The 17,340-nt window shown below is 41.8% G+C and carries 20 protein-coding genes; 17 read left to right on the forward strand and 3 right to left on the reverse strand.

Annotated elements, in window-relative coordinates; genetic code table 11:
- Window positions 1-77: 77 nt before the first annotated feature.
- The 5 genes from HMPREF9009_RS07450 (at window position 78) to tsf (ending at window position 4,325) form a co-directional block, all read left to right on the forward strand.
- Complete coding sequence (locus HMPREF9009_RS07450; RefSeq protein WP_225450273.1) at window positions 78-596, forward strand: transposase; 519 nt, start codon at window positions 78-80, stop codon at window positions 594-596.
- Between the two features lie 801 nt (window positions 597-1,397).
- Entirely contained in the window at window positions 1,398-1,859 is a 462-nt protein-coding gene (gene rplM, locus HMPREF9009_RS07460) for a 50S ribosomal protein L13 (RefSeq protein ID WP_004297202.1), read from the forward strand.
- 6 nt (window positions 1,860-1,865) lie between these two features.
- Window positions 1,866-2,252 carry a 30S ribosomal protein S9 gene (gene rpsI / locus HMPREF9009_RS07465; protein WP_004297203.1) on the forward strand — a complete coding sequence of 129 codons (387 nt, stop codon included), beginning with the start codon at window positions 1,866-1,868 and terminating at the stop codon, window positions 2,250-2,252.
- Between the two features lie 121 nt (window positions 2,253-2,373).
- On the forward strand, window positions 2,374-3,210 hold the full coding sequence (gene rpsB / locus HMPREF9009_RS07470) for a 30S ribosomal protein S2 (RefSeq protein WP_004297204.1): 837 nt from the start codon (window positions 2,374-2,376) through the stop codon (window positions 3,208-3,210).
- Window positions 3,211-3,332: 122 nt separating this feature from the next.
- The gene (gene tsf / locus HMPREF9009_RS07475; protein WP_004297205.1) at window positions 3,333-4,325 is read left to right on the forward strand and encodes a translation elongation factor Ts; all 993 of its coding nucleotides are present in this window, start codon (window positions 3,333-3,335) and stop codon (window positions 4,323-4,325) included.
- Between the two features lie 204 nt (window positions 4,326-4,529).
- Here the strand turns inward: tsf and HMPREF9009_RS07480 are convergent, their stop codons facing one another.
- Window positions 4,530-5,039, reverse strand: coding sequence for a TlpA family protein disulfide reductase (locus tag HMPREF9009_RS07480; RefSeq protein ID WP_009038982.1), 510 nt, complete (start codon window positions 5,037-5,039; stop codon window positions 4,530-4,532).
- A gap of 36 nt (window positions 5,040-5,075) precedes the next feature.
- Window positions 5,076-5,426, reverse strand: a complete 351-nt coding sequence (locus tag HMPREF9009_RS07485; protein WP_004314718.1) for a translation initiation factor — start codon at window positions 5,424-5,426, stop codon at window positions 5,076-5,078.
- Window positions 5,427-5,591: 165 nt separating this feature from the next.
- Between HMPREF9009_RS07485 and HMPREF9009_RS07490 the strand changes: the two genes are divergently transcribed.
- Genes HMPREF9009_RS07490 through HMPREF9009_RS07505 form a run of 4 tightly spaced genes read left to right on the forward strand, consistent with a single transcriptional unit; the run spans window position 5,592 to window position 8,403 of the window.
- Complete coding sequence (locus HMPREF9009_RS07490) at window positions 5,592-6,242, forward strand: redox-sensing transcriptional repressor Rex (protein ID WP_004297208.1); 651 nt, start codon at window positions 5,592-5,594, stop codon at window positions 6,240-6,242.
- Window positions 6,242-6,856: a fumarylacetoacetate hydrolase family protein gene (locus HMPREF9009_RS07495; protein WP_004314720.1), complete on the forward strand. Its 615-nt coding sequence runs from the start codon at window positions 6,242-6,244 to the stop codon at window positions 6,854-6,856. The genes HMPREF9009_RS07490 and HMPREF9009_RS07495 overlap by 1 nt, the downstream gene beginning before the upstream one ends.
- Before the next feature lie 38 nt (window positions 6,857-6,894).
- Entirely contained in the window at window positions 6,895-7,377 is a 483-nt protein-coding gene (ispF, locus tag HMPREF9009_RS07500) for a 2-C-methyl-D-erythritol 2,4-cyclodiphosphate synthase (protein ID WP_004308656.1), read from the forward strand.
- Window positions 7,378-7,395: 18 nt separating this feature from the next.
- Window positions 7,396-8,403 (forward strand): metallophosphoesterase family protein, encoded by a 1,008-nt coding sequence (locus tag HMPREF9009_RS07505; RefSeq protein WP_049701814.1) that lies wholly within the window; start codon window positions 7,396-7,398, stop codon window positions 8,401-8,403.
- On the opposite strand, the gene HMPREF9009_RS07510 is transcribed toward HMPREF9009_RS07505, so the two are convergent.
- Window positions 8,393-9,256, reverse strand: coding sequence for an exodeoxyribonuclease X C-terminal domain-containing protein (locus tag HMPREF9009_RS07510; protein WP_049701815.1), 864 nt, complete (start codon window positions 9,254-9,256; stop codon window positions 8,393-8,395). The two genes, HMPREF9009_RS07505 and HMPREF9009_RS07510, sit on opposite strands and share 11 nt — an antisense overlap.
- Window positions 9,257-9,366: 110 nt before the next feature.
- Here HMPREF9009_RS07510 and mnmA point away from each other — a divergent pair, with 110 nt between their 5' ends.
- The 8 genes from mnmA (at window position 9,367) to HMPREF9009_RS07550 (ending at window position 17,147) form a co-directional block, all read left to right on the forward strand.
- Window positions 9,367-10,452, forward strand: a complete 1,086-nt coding sequence (gene mnmA / locus HMPREF9009_RS07515) for a tRNA 2-thiouridine(34) synthase MnmA (RefSeq protein WP_049701816.1) — start codon at window positions 9,367-9,369, stop codon at window positions 10,450-10,452.
- A gap of 24 nt (window positions 10,453-10,476) precedes the next feature.
- Entirely contained in the window at window positions 10,477-11,832 is a 1,356-nt protein-coding gene (locus HMPREF9009_RS07520) for a S8 family peptidase (protein WP_049701817.1), read from the forward strand.
- A gap of 12 nt (window positions 11,833-11,844) precedes the next feature.
- Entirely contained in the window at window positions 11,845-13,077 is a 1,233-nt protein-coding gene (gene xseA, locus HMPREF9009_RS07525; RefSeq protein ID WP_049701818.1) for an exodeoxyribonuclease VII large subunit, read from the forward strand.
- 60 nt (window positions 13,078-13,137) lie between these two features.
- Window positions 13,138-13,347: an exodeoxyribonuclease VII small subunit gene (xseB, locus tag HMPREF9009_RS07530; RefSeq protein WP_004314727.1), complete on the forward strand. Its 210-nt coding sequence runs from the start codon at window positions 13,138-13,140 to the stop codon at window positions 13,345-13,347.
- Between the two features lie 39 nt (window positions 13,348-13,386).
- Window positions 13,387-14,418, forward strand: coding sequence for a branched-chain amino acid aminotransferase (locus tag HMPREF9009_RS07535; RefSeq protein WP_255344217.1), 1,032 nt, complete (start codon window positions 13,387-13,389; stop codon window positions 14,416-14,418).
- A 45-nt stretch (window positions 14,419-14,463) separates the two neighbouring features.
- Window positions 14,464-15,081 carry a DUF975 family protein gene (locus HMPREF9009_RS07540; protein ID WP_004309383.1) on the forward strand — a complete coding sequence of 206 codons (618 nt, stop codon included), beginning with the start codon at window positions 14,464-14,466 and terminating at the stop codon, window positions 15,079-15,081.
- Between the two features lie 112 nt (window positions 15,082-15,193).
- On the forward strand, window positions 15,194-15,952 hold the full coding sequence (gene trmB / locus HMPREF9009_RS07545; protein ID WP_004314730.1) for a tRNA (guanosine(46)-N7)-methyltransferase TrmB: 759 nt from the start codon (window positions 15,194-15,196) through the stop codon (window positions 15,950-15,952).
- A 94-nt stretch (window positions 15,953-16,046) separates the two neighbouring features.
- Window positions 16,047-17,147, forward strand: a complete 1,101-nt coding sequence (locus HMPREF9009_RS07550) for an Mrp/NBP35 family ATP-binding protein (protein ID WP_004309381.1) — start codon at window positions 16,047-16,049, stop codon at window positions 17,145-17,147.
- The last annotated feature ends 193 nt before the right edge of the window (window positions 17,148-17,340 follow it).

Raw genomic sequence — 17,340 nt, forward strand, 5'->3', positions numbered from 1 at the left:
GTTTGTGTGCTTGTAATGTGCCTGCACCTGTTCCCCTGTGGCAGCGGGCTTTCCATTGTTAAAAAAGCAAGCATTTAATGTCTGAGATTGATAATGCCATCAAGGAATGCGACCTGATGATAGACCGCATCATAGAAAGTGATGCCGAACTTAAGGAGAACTATGCTATCATCACTTCGATAAAAGGCGTTGCACGTCAAAACGGAGCCTGTTTGCTTATCTTCACCAACAACTTCAGACGTTTTGACCTGGACGCACGCAAAATAGCCTGTTATTATGGTGTTGCCCCGTTTGGAAAAGATTCAGGCACAAGTATCCACTCTCCGGCTAAAACAAGCCATTTCGCCAACAAGCTCATAAAATCCTTGCTGGGACAGGCTGCTCATTGTGCAAAAAAATTCAATCCAGAGATAAGAGAGTATTATAACCGACTAATTGGGCGTGGTAAAAAGCCACAAGTGGCTTTAAACAATGTCAAGAACAAACTCATCAGGATTATTGTGGCTCTTGTGCGAAAGAAGGTCTATTACGACCCAAAAACATACATGTTTTACAATGCTAAATTTACCGATGTTAAGCAAATGTTAAACTCATAAAATGACTTGGATAGAAACATAGAATACGTGGTATCGCCAAACACCAGACTGATAAATGAACTGAATAAACACCCCACGCTGATAGTATATATGTGTGCACCCTTTTGCAAGGGTGCACACACATACAACAACAGAAGCATCATACTGTTCCATCCTTTATCAGTCGAAATTTTGGCGATTTTCGTTTTTTAGGATGAAGCTGATAAGGCTTTCTTTTCTTATTTATAATAATGTATGCCTGTCCGGGAAGTTTGTCGCTTTTCCGTTCAGACTCTGCAAATATATAAAAGAAAACTGAACAGCATGATATAAAAGGGCGTTTATTCGTGCAAAAGGTATTAATTCTATCTTTACACTTGCCTCTAGGGAGAGGCTGTCTTTGGGTAGATGACAATAGTTCACCACAGAGGACGCGGAGGACACAGAGGTGAATTTTGCTCATGCGGGTACAGAAATGAATGAGAGTTTTTTTATCTTCCATAAACCTGAAAAATATAAAAACATTTGCCATCTGCAACATAAGCGTCTCCGCGATTTTCCCTCTGAAAGAGATACAAAGTAATCCGAAACTCAATGGAATGAATAATAACGGGTATTAAGAAGACTCTCAATAGAATAGGCGACTGGAAAAATATACAAAAATAGTTTGCCAATTCAAAGAAAAGCCGTACTTTTGCAAGCCGATTATTATCACAAAATGATAAGAGATTAATTCATAGCAAGTTAGTATTCCTTTGTCCGGGGAAGACTAATGAGTGGTGAAGAAATTTTTAGTAGTAACATTTAAAAAACAAAATTAGAGTGGATACTTTAAGTTACAAGACCATTTCTGCAAACAAAGCGACTGTAACCAAAGAATGGGTTATCGTTGACGCTACAGACCAAACATTAGGCCGTCTGGGAGCAAAAGTTGCAAAATTGCTGAGAGGAAAGTACAAACCAAACTTTACTCCTCACGTAGACTGCGGTGATAACGTTATCATCATCAATGCAGACAAAGTAAAACTGACTGGTAACAAATGGAATGACAGAGTTTATTTGTCATATACAGGTTATCCTGGTGGTCAGAGAGAAATGACTCCTGCCCGTTTGATCACAAAACCGAACGGTGAAGAGAGATTACTGAAAAAAGTAGTGAAGGGCATGCTTCCTAAGAATATCTTGGGAGCTAAATTGCTGAATAACTTGTATGTTTACGCTGGTAGCGAACACAAACAGGCTGCTCAGAACCCGAAAATGATTGATATTAATTCATATAAATAAGATATAATGGAAGTAGTAAATGCATTAGGCAGACGTAAACGTGCTATTGCACGCATATTCGTAAGCGAAGGTACAGGAAAGATTACTATTAACAAGAGAGACCTTGCAGAGTACTTTCCATCAACTATTCTTCAGTATGTTGTAAAACAACCATTGAACAAGCTGGGTGCTGCTGAGAAGTATGACATCAAGGTGAACTTGTGTGGTGGTGGTTTCACAGGTCAGTCTCAGGCATTGCGTTTGGCAATTGCTCGTGCACTGGTTAAGATGAACGCTGAAGATAAAGCTGCTCTTCGTGCAGAAGGCTTCATGACTCGTGACCCTCGTTCTGTTGAACGTAAGAAACCGGGACAGCCGAAAGCTCGTAGAAGATTCCAGTTCAGCAAGCGTTAATGTGCCGCCTGATAGAGGAATATGTTTAGTATCTAAACTACTGGGACTCTGCTCATAGACTACCCAGCGGTTGGTTTAGAAAAAACAAAAAAGAAAGTAAACGATTTAAAGAAAAAACAAGATGTCAAGAACAAATTTTGATACATTATTGGAGGCTGGTTGCCACTTCGGACACCTTAAGAGAAAGTGGAACCCTGCAATGGCTCCTTATATTTTCATGGAACGCAATGGTATTCATATCATTGACCTCCACAAAACAGTTGCAAAAGTAGACGAAGCTGCTGAAGCTTTGAAACAGATTGCCAAATCTGGCAAGAAAGTTCTTTTTGTTGCTACTAAAAAACAAGCTAAACAAGTTGTAGCTGAGAAAGCTCAATCTGTTAATATGCCTTATGTAATCGAACGCTGGCCGGGTGGTATGTTGACTAACTTCCCGACTATCCGTAAGGCTGTGAAGAAAATGGCTACTATCGATAAATTGACTAACGATGGTACTTACTCTAACCTTTCTAAGAGAGAAGTTCTTCAGATTTCTCGTCAACGTGCAAAATTGGACAAGACTTTGGGATCTATCGCTGACCTGACTCGTCTGCCGTCTGCATTGTTCGTTATCGACGTAATGAAAGAAAACATCGCAGTTCGCGAAGCTAACCGTCTGGGTATCCCTGTATTTGGTATCGTTGATACTAACTCTGATCCTTCAAACGTTGATTTCGTAATTCCTGCTAACGATGACGCTACTAAATCAGTAGAAGTTATCTTGGATGCTTGCTGCGCTGCAATGATCGAAGGTTTGGAAGAAAGAAAAGCTGAAAAGATCGATATGGAAGCTGCTGGTGAAGCTCCTGCTAACAAAGGCAAGAAGAAATCAGTGAAAGCTAGACTCGACAAGTCTGACGAAGAAGCTATCAACGCAGCTAAAGCTGCTGCTTTCATCAAGGAAGACGAAGAGGCTTAATATATAAAATGTGCCAATTTGCTAATGTGCAAGAGTATATTTATACGCTTGTATCTTGATTGGCAGATTGGCACATTTTTTTGTTTCGAAAATTATTATTCATTTAAATAAAGGAAATTATTATGGCTGTAAGTATGGCTGATATTACCAAGCTGCGCAAAATGACCGGAGCTGGTATGATGGATTGCAAAAACGCGTTGACTGAAGCTGAAGGCGATTTCGACAAGGCAATGGAAATTATCCGTAAGAAAGGACAAGCTGTTGCTGCTAAGCGTTCAGAACGTGAAGCTTCTGAAGGTTGCGTTTTGGCTAAAACTACCGGTGACCGTGCTGTTATCGTTGCTTTGAAGTGTGAAACTGACTTTGTGGCTCAGAATGCTGATTTCGTGAAACTGACTCAGGATATTCTTGATCTTGCTGTGGCTAATAAATGCGCTACTTTGGACGAAGTAAAAGCATTGCCGATGGGTAACGGTACTGTACAGGATGCAGTGACTGACCGTAGCGGTATCACAGGTGAGAAAATGGAACTGGATGGTTACATGACTGTAGAAGGTGTATGCACTGCTGTTTACAATCACATGAACAGAAATGGTCTTTGCACGATTGTTGCTTTCAACAAGGAAGTGAACGAGCAGTTGGCTAAGCAAATAGCTATGCAGATTGCTGCCATGAACCCGATTGCTATTGATGAAGATGGCGTTTCTGAAGAAGTAAAACAGAAAGAAATTGAAGTTGCTATTGAGAAGACAAAAGCAGAACAGGTACAGAAAGCTGTAGAGGCTGCTCTGAAGAAAGCTAACATCAACCCGGCTCATGTGGACAGCGAAGAACACATGGATAGCAACATGGCTAAAGGATGGATTACAGCTGAAGATGTAGCTAAAGCAAAAGAAATTATTGCTACTGTTTCTGCAGAGAAGGCTGCACACCTGCCTGAACAAATGATTCAGAACATCGCGAAAGGTCGTCTGGGCAAGTTCTTGAAAGAAGTTTGCTTATTGAACCAGGAAGATATCATGGACGGTAAGAAAACTGTAAGAGAAGTGTTGGCTGCTGCTGACCCTGAACTGAAGATTGTTGATTTCAAGCGTTTCACTTTGAAAGCTGAATAATCAATCAGATTCAAATTCTATGATGTGTCCTTAAAAACGGAACACGTTAACTTAATAGAGGTATTCATTAAGACTCTCTATTTGAAGATACAAGAAAGGCAACTAATTCATAACGAGTTAGTTGCCTTTTCTTTTGATTTGATCTTATCATTCCTTTCCTCAAGAAACTGCCATGTATAACATGAGGCACATTCTTGGGGAGGATTATTTCAATGCTTTGTCTATTTCCTTCATCAGCTTGTCCATTTCCTCTTTTTTATAACCGACAGTGGCGGATATCACTTTCCCGTCTTTGTTGATTAAGTAACTTCTGGGAATGTATTGACTGGCAAACTTACCTGTGACTTCCCGTTTCGGGTCCGGGTAGAGAGGAAATGTAAACCCTTTACGCTTGTTGTATTCCGTTAATTGATCGTCGGTATGTTCGCGCCCGATTACTAACATGCAGAAATCTTTGTTGTCCTTATATTTAGGCCAGAGTGTTTTTTGAACTTCAGCCAGTTCGCTTTGGCAAGGACCACACCAAGTAGCGAAAATATTGATTAATACAACTTTCCCTTTCAAGTCCTCGGAGTTTACAGTACCGTTCACTGTTGAATGAAGGGTGAAAGCAGGCATACTATCGCCTACCTTGACGATATCAGCATTGTTGTCTTGTGCAAATGACAACAGTGAGAATAACGCTGCTGCACAGAATAATGTTACTTTTCTCATATCTTTAAAATTTCTAGTTACAAAATGCTATTTAGTTTAACCTCCTATACCTTTTGTTTTAGAGTATCCTTCTTTAATGAGCAGCTCTATGATTTTGGTTTTGAAATCTCCTTGTACCATAATCTCTCCGTCTTTAGCCGATCCGCCTACTCCGCATTTGCTTTTCAGTAGCTTACCCAGCTCTTTCAAGTCGTTTTCTGTACCTATAAATCCGGTAATTAATGTGACCACTTTACCGCCCCGGTTCTTTTTGTCAATGGAAACTCGCAGGCTTTGTTTGTTTTTGTCGAGAGTAACTTGCTCTTCATCGTTATCCATTTCATAGCCGAAGTCCGGATTCGTGGAATATACTACGTTTAATCTATCTTTCCAATCATTATTTTTCATACTCGTCATTTTTAATCCTTTTCAAAAGTATTAAACTTATGGAAAAGAGCAAAATTTGAACCTCTTTTCATTGTTTTGTTTAATCTCTATTAAGGTTTTCTGTTATAGGGTTGTCAGTCTCAAAAAAGATTGTACTTTTGCAAAATACCAAATTTAGTAAGAAGTATGAGCACATCTATACGAAAAGAGGCGGATAAAGTGCCGGAGCCTACCTTGCGCAGACTTCCCTGGTATCTGTCCAACATAAAACTAATGAAAGAAAAAGGAGAACAGTACGTCTCTTCTACACAAATCTCTAAGGAAATAAATATTGATGCTTCTCAAATCGCCAAGGATTTATCCTACGTCAATATCTCCGGGCGCACGAGAGTAGGGTATAACATTGATGCGCTGATTGAAGTGTTGGAGAGTTTTCTTGGATTTACCAATATGCACAAAGCCTTCTTGTTTGGTGTAGGTAGCCTGGGGGCTGCTTTGCTTCGGGATTCAGGTTTGCATCATTTCGGGCTGGAGATTGTGGCAGCTTTTGATGTGAATCCGGAATTGGTGGGAAAAGACCTGAATGGTATTCCTATTTTTCACTCCGATGATTTTGAGGCAAAGATGAAAGAATACGATGTAAATATCGGTGTGTTGACCGTGCCTATTAATATTGCTCAGGAAATTACAGATAAGATGGTAGACGGAGGTATAAAAGCCGTATGGAACTTTACTCCTTTCCGAATCCGTGTACCCGAGAATATTGTGGTGCAGAATACGTCTTTATATGCTCATTTGGCTGTTATGTTTAACCGATTGAATTTTAACGAGAAATAATGAAGATTATTGCAGTAGGCATGAACTACGCCCAGCATAACAAAGAACTGGGACATACACAAGTAAATACGGAGCCGGTGATTTTTATGAAGCCTGATTCTGCTATTCTGAAAGATGGCAAACCGTTTTTCATCCCCGACTTTTCCAACGAGATACATTATGAAACGGAATTGGTAGTCCGTATCAACCGATTGGGGAAAAATATCGCTCCCCGTTTTGCTAACCGCTATTATGATGCTGTGACAGTCGGTATCGACTTTACAGCCCGTGACCTTCAACGAAAGTTCCGTGAACAGGGGAATCCCTGGGAGCTTTGTAAAGGTTTTGACTCATCGGCTGCTATTGGGACTTTTGTTCCGGTAGAGCATTATAAAGATATTCAAAATTTGAACTTCAATCTGTTGATCGACAGTAAAGAAGTACAGCGTGGCTGTACGGCAGATATGCTTTTCAAGATAGATGATATTATCGCTTATGTCAGTCGGTTTGTAACGTTGAAAATCGGAGATCTACTCTTTACGGGGACTCCTGTCGGTGTAGGTCCTGTTAGTATCGGACAGCGTTTGCAAGGTTATCTGGAAGAGGAAAAACTGCTGGATTTCTATATCCGTTGATCTTTTTTATTCATTAGTACTCATTTGTTATACAAAATATGAAGATAAGAGTAGGCTTTGGCTTTGACGTACATCAGCTGGTCGAAGGGCGTGAATTGTGGCTGGGTGGTATTCTTTTGGAACATACAAAAGGATTGTTGGGGCATTCGGATGCTGATGTATTGTTGCATGCGGTTTGCGATGCTTTGTTAGGGGCGGCGAATATGCGTGATATCGGCTATCACTTTCCCGATACGGCTGGAGAATTTAAAAACATAGATAGCAAAATTCTGCTGAAGAAAACAGTGGAATTGATTGCTACCAAAGGATATAAAGTGGGTAATATCGATGCAACCATTTGTGCCGAACGCCCGAAATTAAAGGCACACATTCCTTTGATGCAAGAGACGATGGCAACTGTCATGGGAATTGATGCGGATGATATTTCCATTAAGGCGACTACTACCGAGAAACTCGGTTTTACGGGTCGTGAAGAAGGTATATCAGCCTATGCTACCGTGCTGATAGAGAAGATTTCTTAACCCCTAAAACAAATAAATATGATTCGGCTCTTAAAAATTTACTTAACACTTACCTTTTTGTTGGTAACGACTTTTTGTATGGCTCAAAAGAGTGAACTGAAATTTAGTAAAGATGGTAAATTCAAAATTGTGCAATTTACCGATGTGCATTTTAAATACGGCAACCGGGCTTCTGATATCGCTTTGGAACGCATAAATCAGGTGCTTGATGATGAACGCCCGGATTTGGTAATTTTTACCGGCGATGTTGTTTATTCTGCTCCGGCAGATTCCGGAATGTTGCAGGTATTGGAACCGGTAGTTAAACGCAAACTGCCTTTCGTGGTCACTTTTGGTAATCATGACAATGAACAGGGAATGGCACGGGAACAGTTATATGATATTATCCGTAAAGTTCCCGGCAATTTATTGCCAGACCGGGGAACAGTCTTATCGCCGGACTATGTATTAACCGTGAAATCGTCTTCTAATGTAAAGAAGGATGCAGCTTTGCTTTATTGCATGGATTCTCATTCCTATTCTCCTTTGAAAGATGTGAAGGGATATGCATGGCTTACATTCGATCAGATAAATTGGTATCGCCAGCAGAGTGCTGCTTATAAAGCGCAAAATGGTGGACAGCCTTTGCCGGCTCTTGCCTTTTTCCATATTCCTCTTCCTGAATACAATGAAGCTGCCCGTTCAGAAAACGCGATTCTTCGCGGAACTCGTATGGAGGAAGCTTGTGCACCTAAATTGAATACGGGAATGTTTGCGGCAATGAAAGAAGCGGGTGATGTGATGGGTATGTTTGTAGGACACGATCATGATAATGATTATGCAGTGATGTGGAAGGGTATTCTTCTGGCTTATGGACGCTTCACCGGTGGAAATACGGAATATAATCATTTGCCTAACGGGGCCCGTATCATCGTATTAGATGAGGGTGCTCGTACATTTACGTCCTGGATTCGTCAGAAAGACGGAGTGGTGGATAAAATTTCCTATCCGGCAAGTTTTGTCAAGGACGATTGGACTAAACGTTGAGGCTTGCGAACTTCACATGGCTAAGGCGCGTGTACTTTGAACCATAGCTTTCGTATTGGCGTGATACTTTCGCCGATGCAATGTAGATAATATCTCCCAGTCGGTATTCATGTTCTATCCCTGATAGAGTGCATGAAACCGCACTGGGATTTTTTGATGGAATACTTATAATAACCAGGTTTCCACTGGCATCGGTTAAAGTCAGTATCTGCTTGACAAAAAACTGTGGGGTAGTGCCGTTCACTCTTGTTTTGTATGGATCGTCTTCCAGTCGTACGCGGGTGACTTTTAATTTTAAGTCAGTCAGTTTTTCCCCTAATTCTCCCAAATAGCGACTTGATGAACGTTTCTCTCTCGACTTTCTGATCATGATATCCAAATGTATGGAATGATAAGCCTGTGCTATTTTGACGAAACGTTCCTGTTTAGGTATTTTTGGGGTGAACTTGTAAGCTACCCAACTTAAATAGGCAGGATCTATCTTCAAAATTTCATGAAGAAAATGTCCCCGGTATTTTCCGAAAAAGATAAGGTCGTCACCGTTACTCTGCATTCTTTTCTCATTATAATCCATGAGAATAAGGCAACGCCTTGAATAGTAAAACATCGTACTGGCCATCCGGAGGGATTCGTTAATGTCCGGTGACAGGTCATGTATATAAAGAATGGATTGCTTTTCGGGCAAGGGAGAGTACAGCCAAAGGGAATAGTTTGGTTTCCCCGGTCGGGGCAACACCACCAAGTAGACTCCTGCCTCTTTAAAAGAGGCTCTGCCTCGGTTGTACTCATTCAATTTGGCATACAATAAGGCTTCTTCGTTTTCGGAAATGCCCGGTAATCTAGGGTTAGCCATAATTGTTCTCGCTTTTGGTATATTTCAAATATAAGGATTTTCTTTCAGAAAAGCAACTTTTCTCTTTGAAATCTCGTACATTTGTAACCATGTAAATTTTCAAAATTCGAATGGAAGAACGAAACAAGAGAGTATTGGTAGGTATGAGTGGTGGCATAGACAGCACCGCTACCTGCTTGATGCTGCAAGAACAAGGATATGAGATTGTAGGAGTTACCATGCGTGTGTGGGGAGATGAACCGCAGGACGCCAGGGAGTTAGCAGAACGGATGGGGATTGAACATTATGTGGCAGATGAGCGTATTCCTTTTAAAGAGACCATCGTAAAAAACTTCATAGACGAATATAAGCAGGGGCGTACACCGAATCCGTGTGTGATGTGCAATCCGTTGTTTAAGTTCCGTGTTCTGACGGAGTGGGCGGATAAGTTGAATTGTGCATGGGTAGCTACCGGACATTATTCGCGATTGGAAGAGAAAAACGGAAACATTTATATAGTAGCCGGAGACGATGATAAGAAAGACCAGTCGTATTTTCTCTGGAGATTGGGGCAGGATGTGCTGAAACGTTGCATTTTCCCGTTGGGAGATTATACGAAAGTAAAGGTCCGTGAGTATCTTGCGGAGAAAGGATATGAAGCAAAGTCGAAAGAAGGAGAAAGTATGGAAGTCTGCTTTATTAAGGGAGATTACCGTGATTTTCTTCGTGAACAGTGCCCCGAATTGGATAGTGAAATCGGACCGGGATGGTTTGTCAACTCTGAAGGAGTAAAACTGGGGAAACATAAAGGAGCACCTTATTATACGATTGGCCAACGAAAAGGACTGGAGATTGCTTTAGGAAAGCCTGCTTATGTGTTGAAAATCAATCCGCAGAAAAATACGGTGATGCTTGGAGATGCCGACCAATTGGAAACTGAATACATGTTGGCGGAGCAGGATAAGATTGTGGATGAACGGGAACTGTTCGGGGGTGAGAATCTGACAGTGCGGATTCGTTATCGCAGTCGTCCGATTCCCTGTCGGGTGAAAAGACTGGAAGACGGACGTTTGTTGGTCCGTTTCCTCGAAACGGCTTCAGCCATTGCTCCCGGACAATCTGCTGTGTTTTATAATGGAAGACGGGTGCTGGGAGGAGCTTTCATCGCTTCCCAAAGAGGAATCGGGCTGGTGATTATAGAAAATGAAGAATTATGATTGATTAAAATAGAAAGATAACTTATGAAGAAGTTTATAGTATTGATTCTCGCTCTAAATATGTATCTGGGGGTATCTGCCCAATTTACTCCGGGAGATACCTTAAAATACCGGATTAGTCTGAAAGACAAAGCGGCTACGGACTATTCTTTGCAGAAACCGGAAAAGTATTTGTCTAAGAAATCTATTGAGCGGAGAAAAAAACAGGGATTGCCCATTGATTCTACCGATTTACCGGTTTGCAGGACGTATGTAGATGCCATACGAAAAACTGGTGTTCATGTACTTGTGACCGGGAAATGGGATAATTTCGTTACTGTTTCTTGTAATGACAGTACCTTAATCAGCGAAATAGCTCAACTGCCTTTTGTACGTTCTACAGAAAGAGTGTGGAAAGGTATCACGCAAAGAGCATTTCAAAGAGACTCACTGATAAATAAAGCGTTGCGCACCGATAGCCTTTACGGTCCTGCAATCACGCAAGCGGCTATGAGCCGCGTCGATCTCCTGCATGATGCAGGCTTTAAGGGACAGGGAATGACCATTGCCGTGATTGATGCCGGCTTCCATAATGTGGATAAGATTGATGCCATGAAAAATATCCGTATTCTCGGTGTGCGTGACTTTGTGAATCCGGAGGCAGATATTTATGCAGAAAGCAGTCATGGAATGTCTGTATTGTCCTGTATGGCTATGAACCAGCCGCATGTGATGATTGGCACTGCTCCTGAAGCTTCTTATTGGTTGCTGCGTAGTGAAGACGAATATTCGGAAAATTTGGTAGAGCAGGATTATTGGGCGGCAGCCATCGAGTTTGCCGATAGTGTAGGAGTGGATTTAGTGAATACATCGCTTGGTTACTACTCATTTGATGATCCTGCGAAGAATTATAGATACCGTGACTTGAATGGTCATTATGCGCTGATGTCCCGGGAAGCTGCGAAGGCTGCCGATAAAGGAATGGTAGTTGTGTGCAGTGCCGGAAATTCGGGTGCCGGTTCGTGGAAGAAGATTACTCCTCCGGGAGATGCGGAGAATATCATAACTGTAGGAGCTGTAACAAAAAGAGGAGAACTGGCGCCGTTTTCTTCTGTAGGAAATACGGCTGACGGACGTGTGAAGCCGGACGTAGTGGCTGTCGGTTTAAATTCGGATGTGATGGGAACGGATGGAAATCTTCGTCGCGCCAATGGAACCTCTTTTGCTTCTCCGATTATGTGCGGTATGGTAGCTTGTTTGTGGCAGGCTTGTCCGAAGCTGACGGCAAAGCAGATTATTGATTTGGTGCGTCAGTCTGGTGACAGAGCTGATTTCCCGGATAATATATATGGATATGGTATTCCCGACTTGTGGAAGGCATATCAATCAACTCAACGTTAACTGTTCTTTTTTATGGATTCTCTTTCCCTTTTAGAACTGAATTCACTCGTCCGCCGTAGTCTGGAGCAATGCCTGCCTGATGAATATTGGATACAGACAGAGTTGAGCGATGTCCGTTCCAATACGACGGGGCATTGTTATCTGGAATTTGTGCAGAAAGATCCTCGCAGCAATAATCTCGTAGCCAAGGCACGCGGTATGATTTGGAATAATATCTACCGCTTGCTGAAACCCTACTTTGAGGAAAGCACCGGACAACTATTTACCTCCGGTATTAAAGTGCTGGTGAAAGTAACTGTTCAGTTTCATGAGTTATACGGTTACAGTCTGACGGTGCTTGATATTGATCCTGCTTACACGTTGGGAGATATGGCTCGCCGTCGTCGGGAAATATTATTGCAGTTGGAAGAGGAGGGAGTCTTGACGTTGAATAAAGAACTTGAAATGCCAGTTCTTCCCCAACGTGTTGCTGTCATTTCTTCGGCTACCGCAGCCGGATATGGAGATTTCTGCCATCAGTTACAGCACAATCCGGGCGGATTCTATTTTTATACAGAACTTTTTCCGGCTTTAATGCAAGGCAATCAAGTTGAAGAGTCTGTATTGGCGGCTTTAGACCGTATCAATGCCCGCATCAATGAATTTGACGTAGTGGTCATTATTCGTGGCGGTGGGGCTACTTCCGATTTATCCGGTTTTGATACTTATCTACTAGCAGCTGCATGTGCGCAATTTCCATTACCTATCATTACCGGTATTGGTCATGAACGCGATGATACAGTCCTTGACTCTGTAGCTCATACCCGGGTAAAGACTCCTACGGCTGCTGCCGAGCTTCTGATTCATCAGGTAACGGAAGTAGCAGAGCATCTGGAAGAATTATCTGTACGTCTTCAACAGGGAGCTTATATGCTTCTTGAGCAGGAACAACGAAGGTTGGAGGCGCTCCAAATCCGTATTCCCAATCTTGTTCACCGCAAACTTGCGGATGCTCGTTTTTCTTTGCTGGCAGCAAAGAAGGATTTGTCACAAGTGGCGAAAGCATTGTTGGCCCGTCAGTCTCACCGGTTGGAACTTTTACAACAGCGAATAGCAGACGCCTCTCCGGATAAACTCTTGAGCCGGGGATACAGTATTACAATCAAAGACGGGAAAGCGGTGACGGATGCATCTTCGCTGAAACCGGGAGATCGCTTGACAACCCGGTTGCTGAAAGGAGAAGTGCAATCTGTGGTGGAAAAGTAACTATCCGTCGACTGTTTATTTGTAAGAACATTCATCATTAACCATTAAATATCAATCATCGTGGCAGCAAAAAAAGAAACATATTCCCAAGCAATGGAACGTCTCGAAAAGATCGTTCGCCAGATAGATAATAACGAACTGGATATCGACATTTTGAGTGAGAAAATAAAAGAAGCCAATGAGATTATTGCCTTTTGCAAGGATAAACTGACAAAAGCCGACCGGGAAGTCGAAAAATTATTGCAAGAAAAGAGGCTATCTGAAGAATAAAAGTTATTTTTGCGTTTCAATGCAATAGAAAATAAACTAATACATAACAATATGAAAGAAATAGACTGGGCGAATCTGTCATTCGGATACATGAAGACAGATTACAATGTGAGAATTAACTTCCGTAATGGTGCATGGGGGGAATTAGAGGTTAGTAGTGATGAACACCTTAATTTGCACATGGCGGCAACCTGTTTACACTATGGTCAGGAAGCCTTTGAAGGGTTGAAAGCATTCCGTGGAAAGGATGGTAAAGTACGTATTTTCCGTTTGGAAGAAAACGCAGCCCGTCTGCAATCTACTTGCCAGGGAATTCTGATGGCAGAACTTCCGACAGAACGGTTTAAAGAAGCAATTTTGAAAGTCGTAAAACTGAATGAACGTTTTATCCCTCCTTATGAAACCGGTGCTTCTCTTTACATTCGTCCGCTGTTGATCGGAACAAGTGCCCAAGTAGGTGTACATCCTGCTGAAGAGTATATGTTTGTTGTGTTCGTAACTCCGGTAGGTCCATATTTCAAAGGTGGTTTCTCTACCAATCCGTACGTTATCATTCGTGAGTTCGATCGTGCCGCTCCTCATGGAACAGGTATTTATAAAGTAGGTGGCAACTATGCAGCCAGTCTTCGTGCTAACAAGAAAGCACACGATCTGGGGTATTCCTGCGAGTTCTATCTTGATGCGAAAGAAAAGAAATATATTGATGAATGTGGTGCTGCCAATTTCTTCGGTATTAAAGATAATACTTATATCACTCCGAAATCAACTTCTATTCTGCCTTCTATTACCAATAAAAGTTTGATGCAGTTGGCAGAAGACATGGGTATCAAGGTGGAACGCCGTCCGATACCGGAAGAAGAACTGGAAACATTTGAAGAAGCAGGTGCTTGTGGTACTGCCGCAGTAATCAGCCCGATTCAGCGTATCGATGATTTGGAAAACGGAAAATCATACGTTATCTCTAAAGACGGTAAGCCGGGACCTATCTGTACAAAATTGTACAATAAGCTGCGTGGAATTCAGTATGGCGACGAGCCGGATACACATGGCTGGGTGACGATTGTAGAATAACGATATATTATGAAATAACACATTTATCAATTAATATTATTCACTATGTTAAAACTAAACTCAGAACTGCGTGCTCAGGCGCGTGAGGCACTTCAAGGAAATTGGGTGATGGCGGCTGTAGCTGCCTTGATTTATTCGGCTATTGTCAGTGCAACAAGTTATTTACCTTTGGTAGGAACATTGCTTGTAGGATTGCCGGTGGCATACGGATTCACGATTCTCATGTTTAGCGTGATAAAAGGAGCAAAAGACATTGACTTGGGAATCTTGTTTGAAGGATTCAAAGACTACAGCCGAATCATGGGAACCGTAGTTTTAGTGTTTATTTATACTTTCTTGTGGTCGTTGCTACTAATTATTCCGGGCATCATTAAACACTATTCGTATGCGATGACACCGTATATTCTGAAGGAAGAACCCGAAATGAAAAACAATGCAGCTATCGAAAAGAGCATGGTTATGATGGATGGCAATAAGATGAAGTTGTTCATGCTTGATTTGAGTTTCATCGGTTGGGCTATCCTTTGCCTCTTTACTTTCGGTATCGGATTTTTCTTCTTGCAACCTTATATGCAGGCTTCTCATGCTGCTTTCTATGAAGATTTGAAAGCACAACAAGGTGGAAATGTAGAAGTAAACGTTGAGGTGAATGTTGAGATTTAATAACACGAATCATTCAATATTATAGAAGAATGGAGCATAGAGAAATCTGTGCTCCATTTCTTTTTGTCGGTTGCGTCAAAATCAGTACCTTTGCGACCTAATCAGGATTGATATGGGAAAGAATAAATTAGAAAAGTTTGCCGATATGGCGAGTTATCCACACGTGTTCGAATATCCTTATTCGGCAGTAGATAACGTGCCTTTTGACATGAAGGGGAAATGGCATGAGGAGTTTTTTAAAAACGATCATCCGATTGTGCTCGAACTAGGCTGCGGACGTGGTGAGTACACCGTCGGCTTGGGTAAAATGTTTCCCGAAAAGAACTTTATAGCAGTTGATATAAAAGGTGCCCGTATGTGGACGGGAGCAACGGAATCATTACAGGCCGGAATGAAGAATGTCGCTTTTCTGCGTACCAATATTGAAATCATTGAACGTTTTTTTGCCGAAGGCGAAGTAAGTGAAATATGGCTTACCTTCTCTGACCCGCAAATGAAGAAAGCAACCAAGCGATTGACTTCTACCTATTTTATGGAACGGTACCGTAAATTCTTGCAGCCGAATGGTATTATCCACCTGAAAACGGACAGCAACTTCATGTTTACCTATACAAAATACATGATTGAAGCAAACCGTCTTCCCGTTGAGTTTATGACCGAAGATTTATATCATTCCGATTTGGTAGATGATATTCTCGGTATCAAGACTTATTATGAACAACAATGGCTCGATCGTGGTTTAGCTATTAAGTATATCAAATTCCGGCTTCCGCAGGAAGGTCAATTGCAAGAACCGGATGTAGAAATAGAGCTCGATCCTTATCGTAGCTACAATCGTAGCAAACGTAGCGGATTAAGTACAAGTAAATAGTTTTGTGCAGTAACAATCGCCCTTAAAGTGAACTGACACTTAATCGAATGGTGATTTTAAATTGTAAATAGTAAATCGTCAAATAGTAAATAAAATGACTCTCTATCCTAAATTGATATTAGATGCATTGGCAACGGTGCGTTATCCCGGTACGGGAAAGAATCTGGTGGAAGCGGAGATGGTTGCCGATAATCTCCGTATTGATGGCATGACTGTCAGCTTCTCATTGATCTTTGAGAAACCGACTGATCCGTTTATGAAATCAATGTTGAAGGCTGCGGAAACAGCTATCCATACGTATGTCTCTCCTGATGTGCAGGTAACGATCACAGCGGAAAGTAAACAAGCTGCCCGTCCGGAAGTTGGCAAGCTCCTTCCGCAAGTGAAGAATATAGTCGGCATATCTTCCGGTAAAGGTGGAGTAGGCAAGTCTACGGTGTCTGCGAATCTGGCTGTTGCTTTGGCTAAATTAGGTTATAAAGTAGGTTTGCTTGATGCTGATATTTTTGGTCCTTCTATGCCGAAGATGTTTCAGGTGGAAGATGCACGCCCTTATGCTGAACGTATCGACGGTCGTGACATGATTATTCCGGTAGAAAAATATGGAGTGAAATTATTATCTATCGGTTTCTTTGTCGATCCGGATCAGGCAACTTTGTGGCGTGGTGGAATGGCTAGTAATGCGTTGAAACAGTTGATTGCTGATGCAGCTTGGGGAGAGTTGGATTATTTTCTGATAGACCTTCCTCCCGGAACCAGTGATATTCATTTGACAGTTGTTCAAACGCTGGCCATGACAGGGGCGATTGTTGTCAGCACTCCGCAGGCAGTGGCTTTGGCAGATGCCCGTAAGGGAATCAATATGTTTACCAATGATAAGGTAAATGTACCTATCCTTGGTTTGGTTGAAAATATGGCTTGGTTTACTCCTGCCGAACTTCCCGAAAATAAATACTATATCTTCGGAAAAGAAGGCGCAAAGAAACTGGCTGAAGAGATGAATGTTCCTTTGTTGGGACAGATACCTATCGTACAAAGCATTTGCGAAGGGGGAGATAATGGTACACCTGTTGCGTTGGATGAAGATTCCGTAACCGGACGTGCTTTCTTATCCCTGGCTGCCAGTGTCGTTCGCCAAGTAGATCGACGGAATGTAGAGATGGCGCCGACTCAAATCGTGGAAATGCATAAATAAGTGGAATCTGGAGTTGGATAGCTTTGCAGTAAGTTATCCATAGGATATAAAACGAGCCTCTGTAGTCTTTTCAAAGACTATGGAGGCTCGTTTATTTATTGATTTTTAGGATTACGTATTCTTGCAAAATAATCTTATATTATAATCCGCGTAATCCGTGCCTAAATATATTATATAAACTAATTATGATGAC

Origin of the sequence: Bacteroides sp. 3_1_13 (assembly GCF_001185845.1) — a bacterium.
GTDB classification, from domain to species: Bacteria; Bacteroidota; Bacteroidia; order Bacteroidales; family Bacteroidaceae; genus Bacteroides; species Bacteroides xylanisolvens.

Bases quoted from the DNA above. Each gene is read 5' to 3' on its own strand.
- HMPREF9009_RS07450 (WP_225450273.1), top strand. From the start codon at position 78: ATGTCTGAGATTGATAATGCCATCAAGGAATGCGACCTGATGATAGAC.
- rpsI (WP_004297203.1), top strand. From the start codon at position 1,866: ATGGAAGTAGTAAATGCATTAGGCAGACGTAAACGTGCTATTGCACGC.
- rpsB (WP_004297204.1), top strand. From the start codon at position 2,374: ATGTCAAGAACAAATTTTGATACATTATTGGAGGCTGGTTGCCACTTC.
- tsf (WP_004297205.1), top strand. From the start codon at position 3,333: ATGGCTGTAAGTATGGCTGATATTACCAAGCTGCGCAAAATGACCGGA.
- HMPREF9009_RS07480 (WP_009038982.1), bottom strand. From the start codon at position 5,039: ATGAGAAAAGTAACATTATTCTGTGCAGCAGCGTTATTCTCACTGTTG.
- HMPREF9009_RS07485 (WP_004314718.1), bottom strand. From the start codon at position 5,426: ATGAAAAATAATGATTGGAAAGATAGATTAAACGTAGTATATTCCACG.
- HMPREF9009_RS07490 (WP_004297208.1), top strand. From the start codon at position 5,592: ATGAGCACATCTATACGAAAAGAGGCGGATAAAGTGCCGGAGCCTACC.
- HMPREF9009_RS07495 (WP_004314720.1), top strand. From the start codon at position 6,242: ATGAAGATTATTGCAGTAGGCATGAACTACGCCCAGCATAACAAAGAA.
- ispF (WP_004308656.1), top strand. From the start codon at position 6,895: ATGAAGATAAGAGTAGGCTTTGGCTTTGACGTACATCAGCTGGTCGAA.
- HMPREF9009_RS07505 (WP_049701814.1), top strand. From the start codon at position 7,396: ATGATTCGGCTCTTAAAAATTTACTTAACACTTACCTTTTTGTTGGTA.
- HMPREF9009_RS07510 (WP_049701815.1), bottom strand. From the start codon at position 9,256: ATGGCTAACCCTAGATTACCGGGCATTTCCGAAAACGAAGAAGCCTTA.
- mnmA (WP_049701816.1), top strand. From the start codon at position 9,367: ATGGAAGAACGAAACAAGAGAGTATTGGTAGGTATGAGTGGTGGCATA.
- HMPREF9009_RS07520 (WP_049701817.1), top strand. From the start codon at position 10,477: ATGAAGAAGTTTATAGTATTGATTCTCGCTCTAAATATGTATCTGGGG.
- xseA (WP_049701818.1), top strand. From the start codon at position 11,845: ATGGATTCTCTTTCCCTTTTAGAACTGAATTCACTCGTCCGCCGTAGT.
- HMPREF9009_RS07540 (WP_004309383.1), top strand. From the start codon at position 14,464: ATGTTAAAACTAAACTCAGAACTGCGTGCTCAGGCGCGTGAGGCACTT.
- trmB (WP_004314730.1), top strand. From the start codon at position 15,194: ATGGGAAAGAATAAATTAGAAAAGTTTGCCGATATGGCGAGTTATCCA.
- HMPREF9009_RS07550 (WP_004309381.1), top strand. From the start codon at position 16,047: ATGACTCTCTATCCTAAATTGATATTAGATGCATTGGCAACGGTGCGT.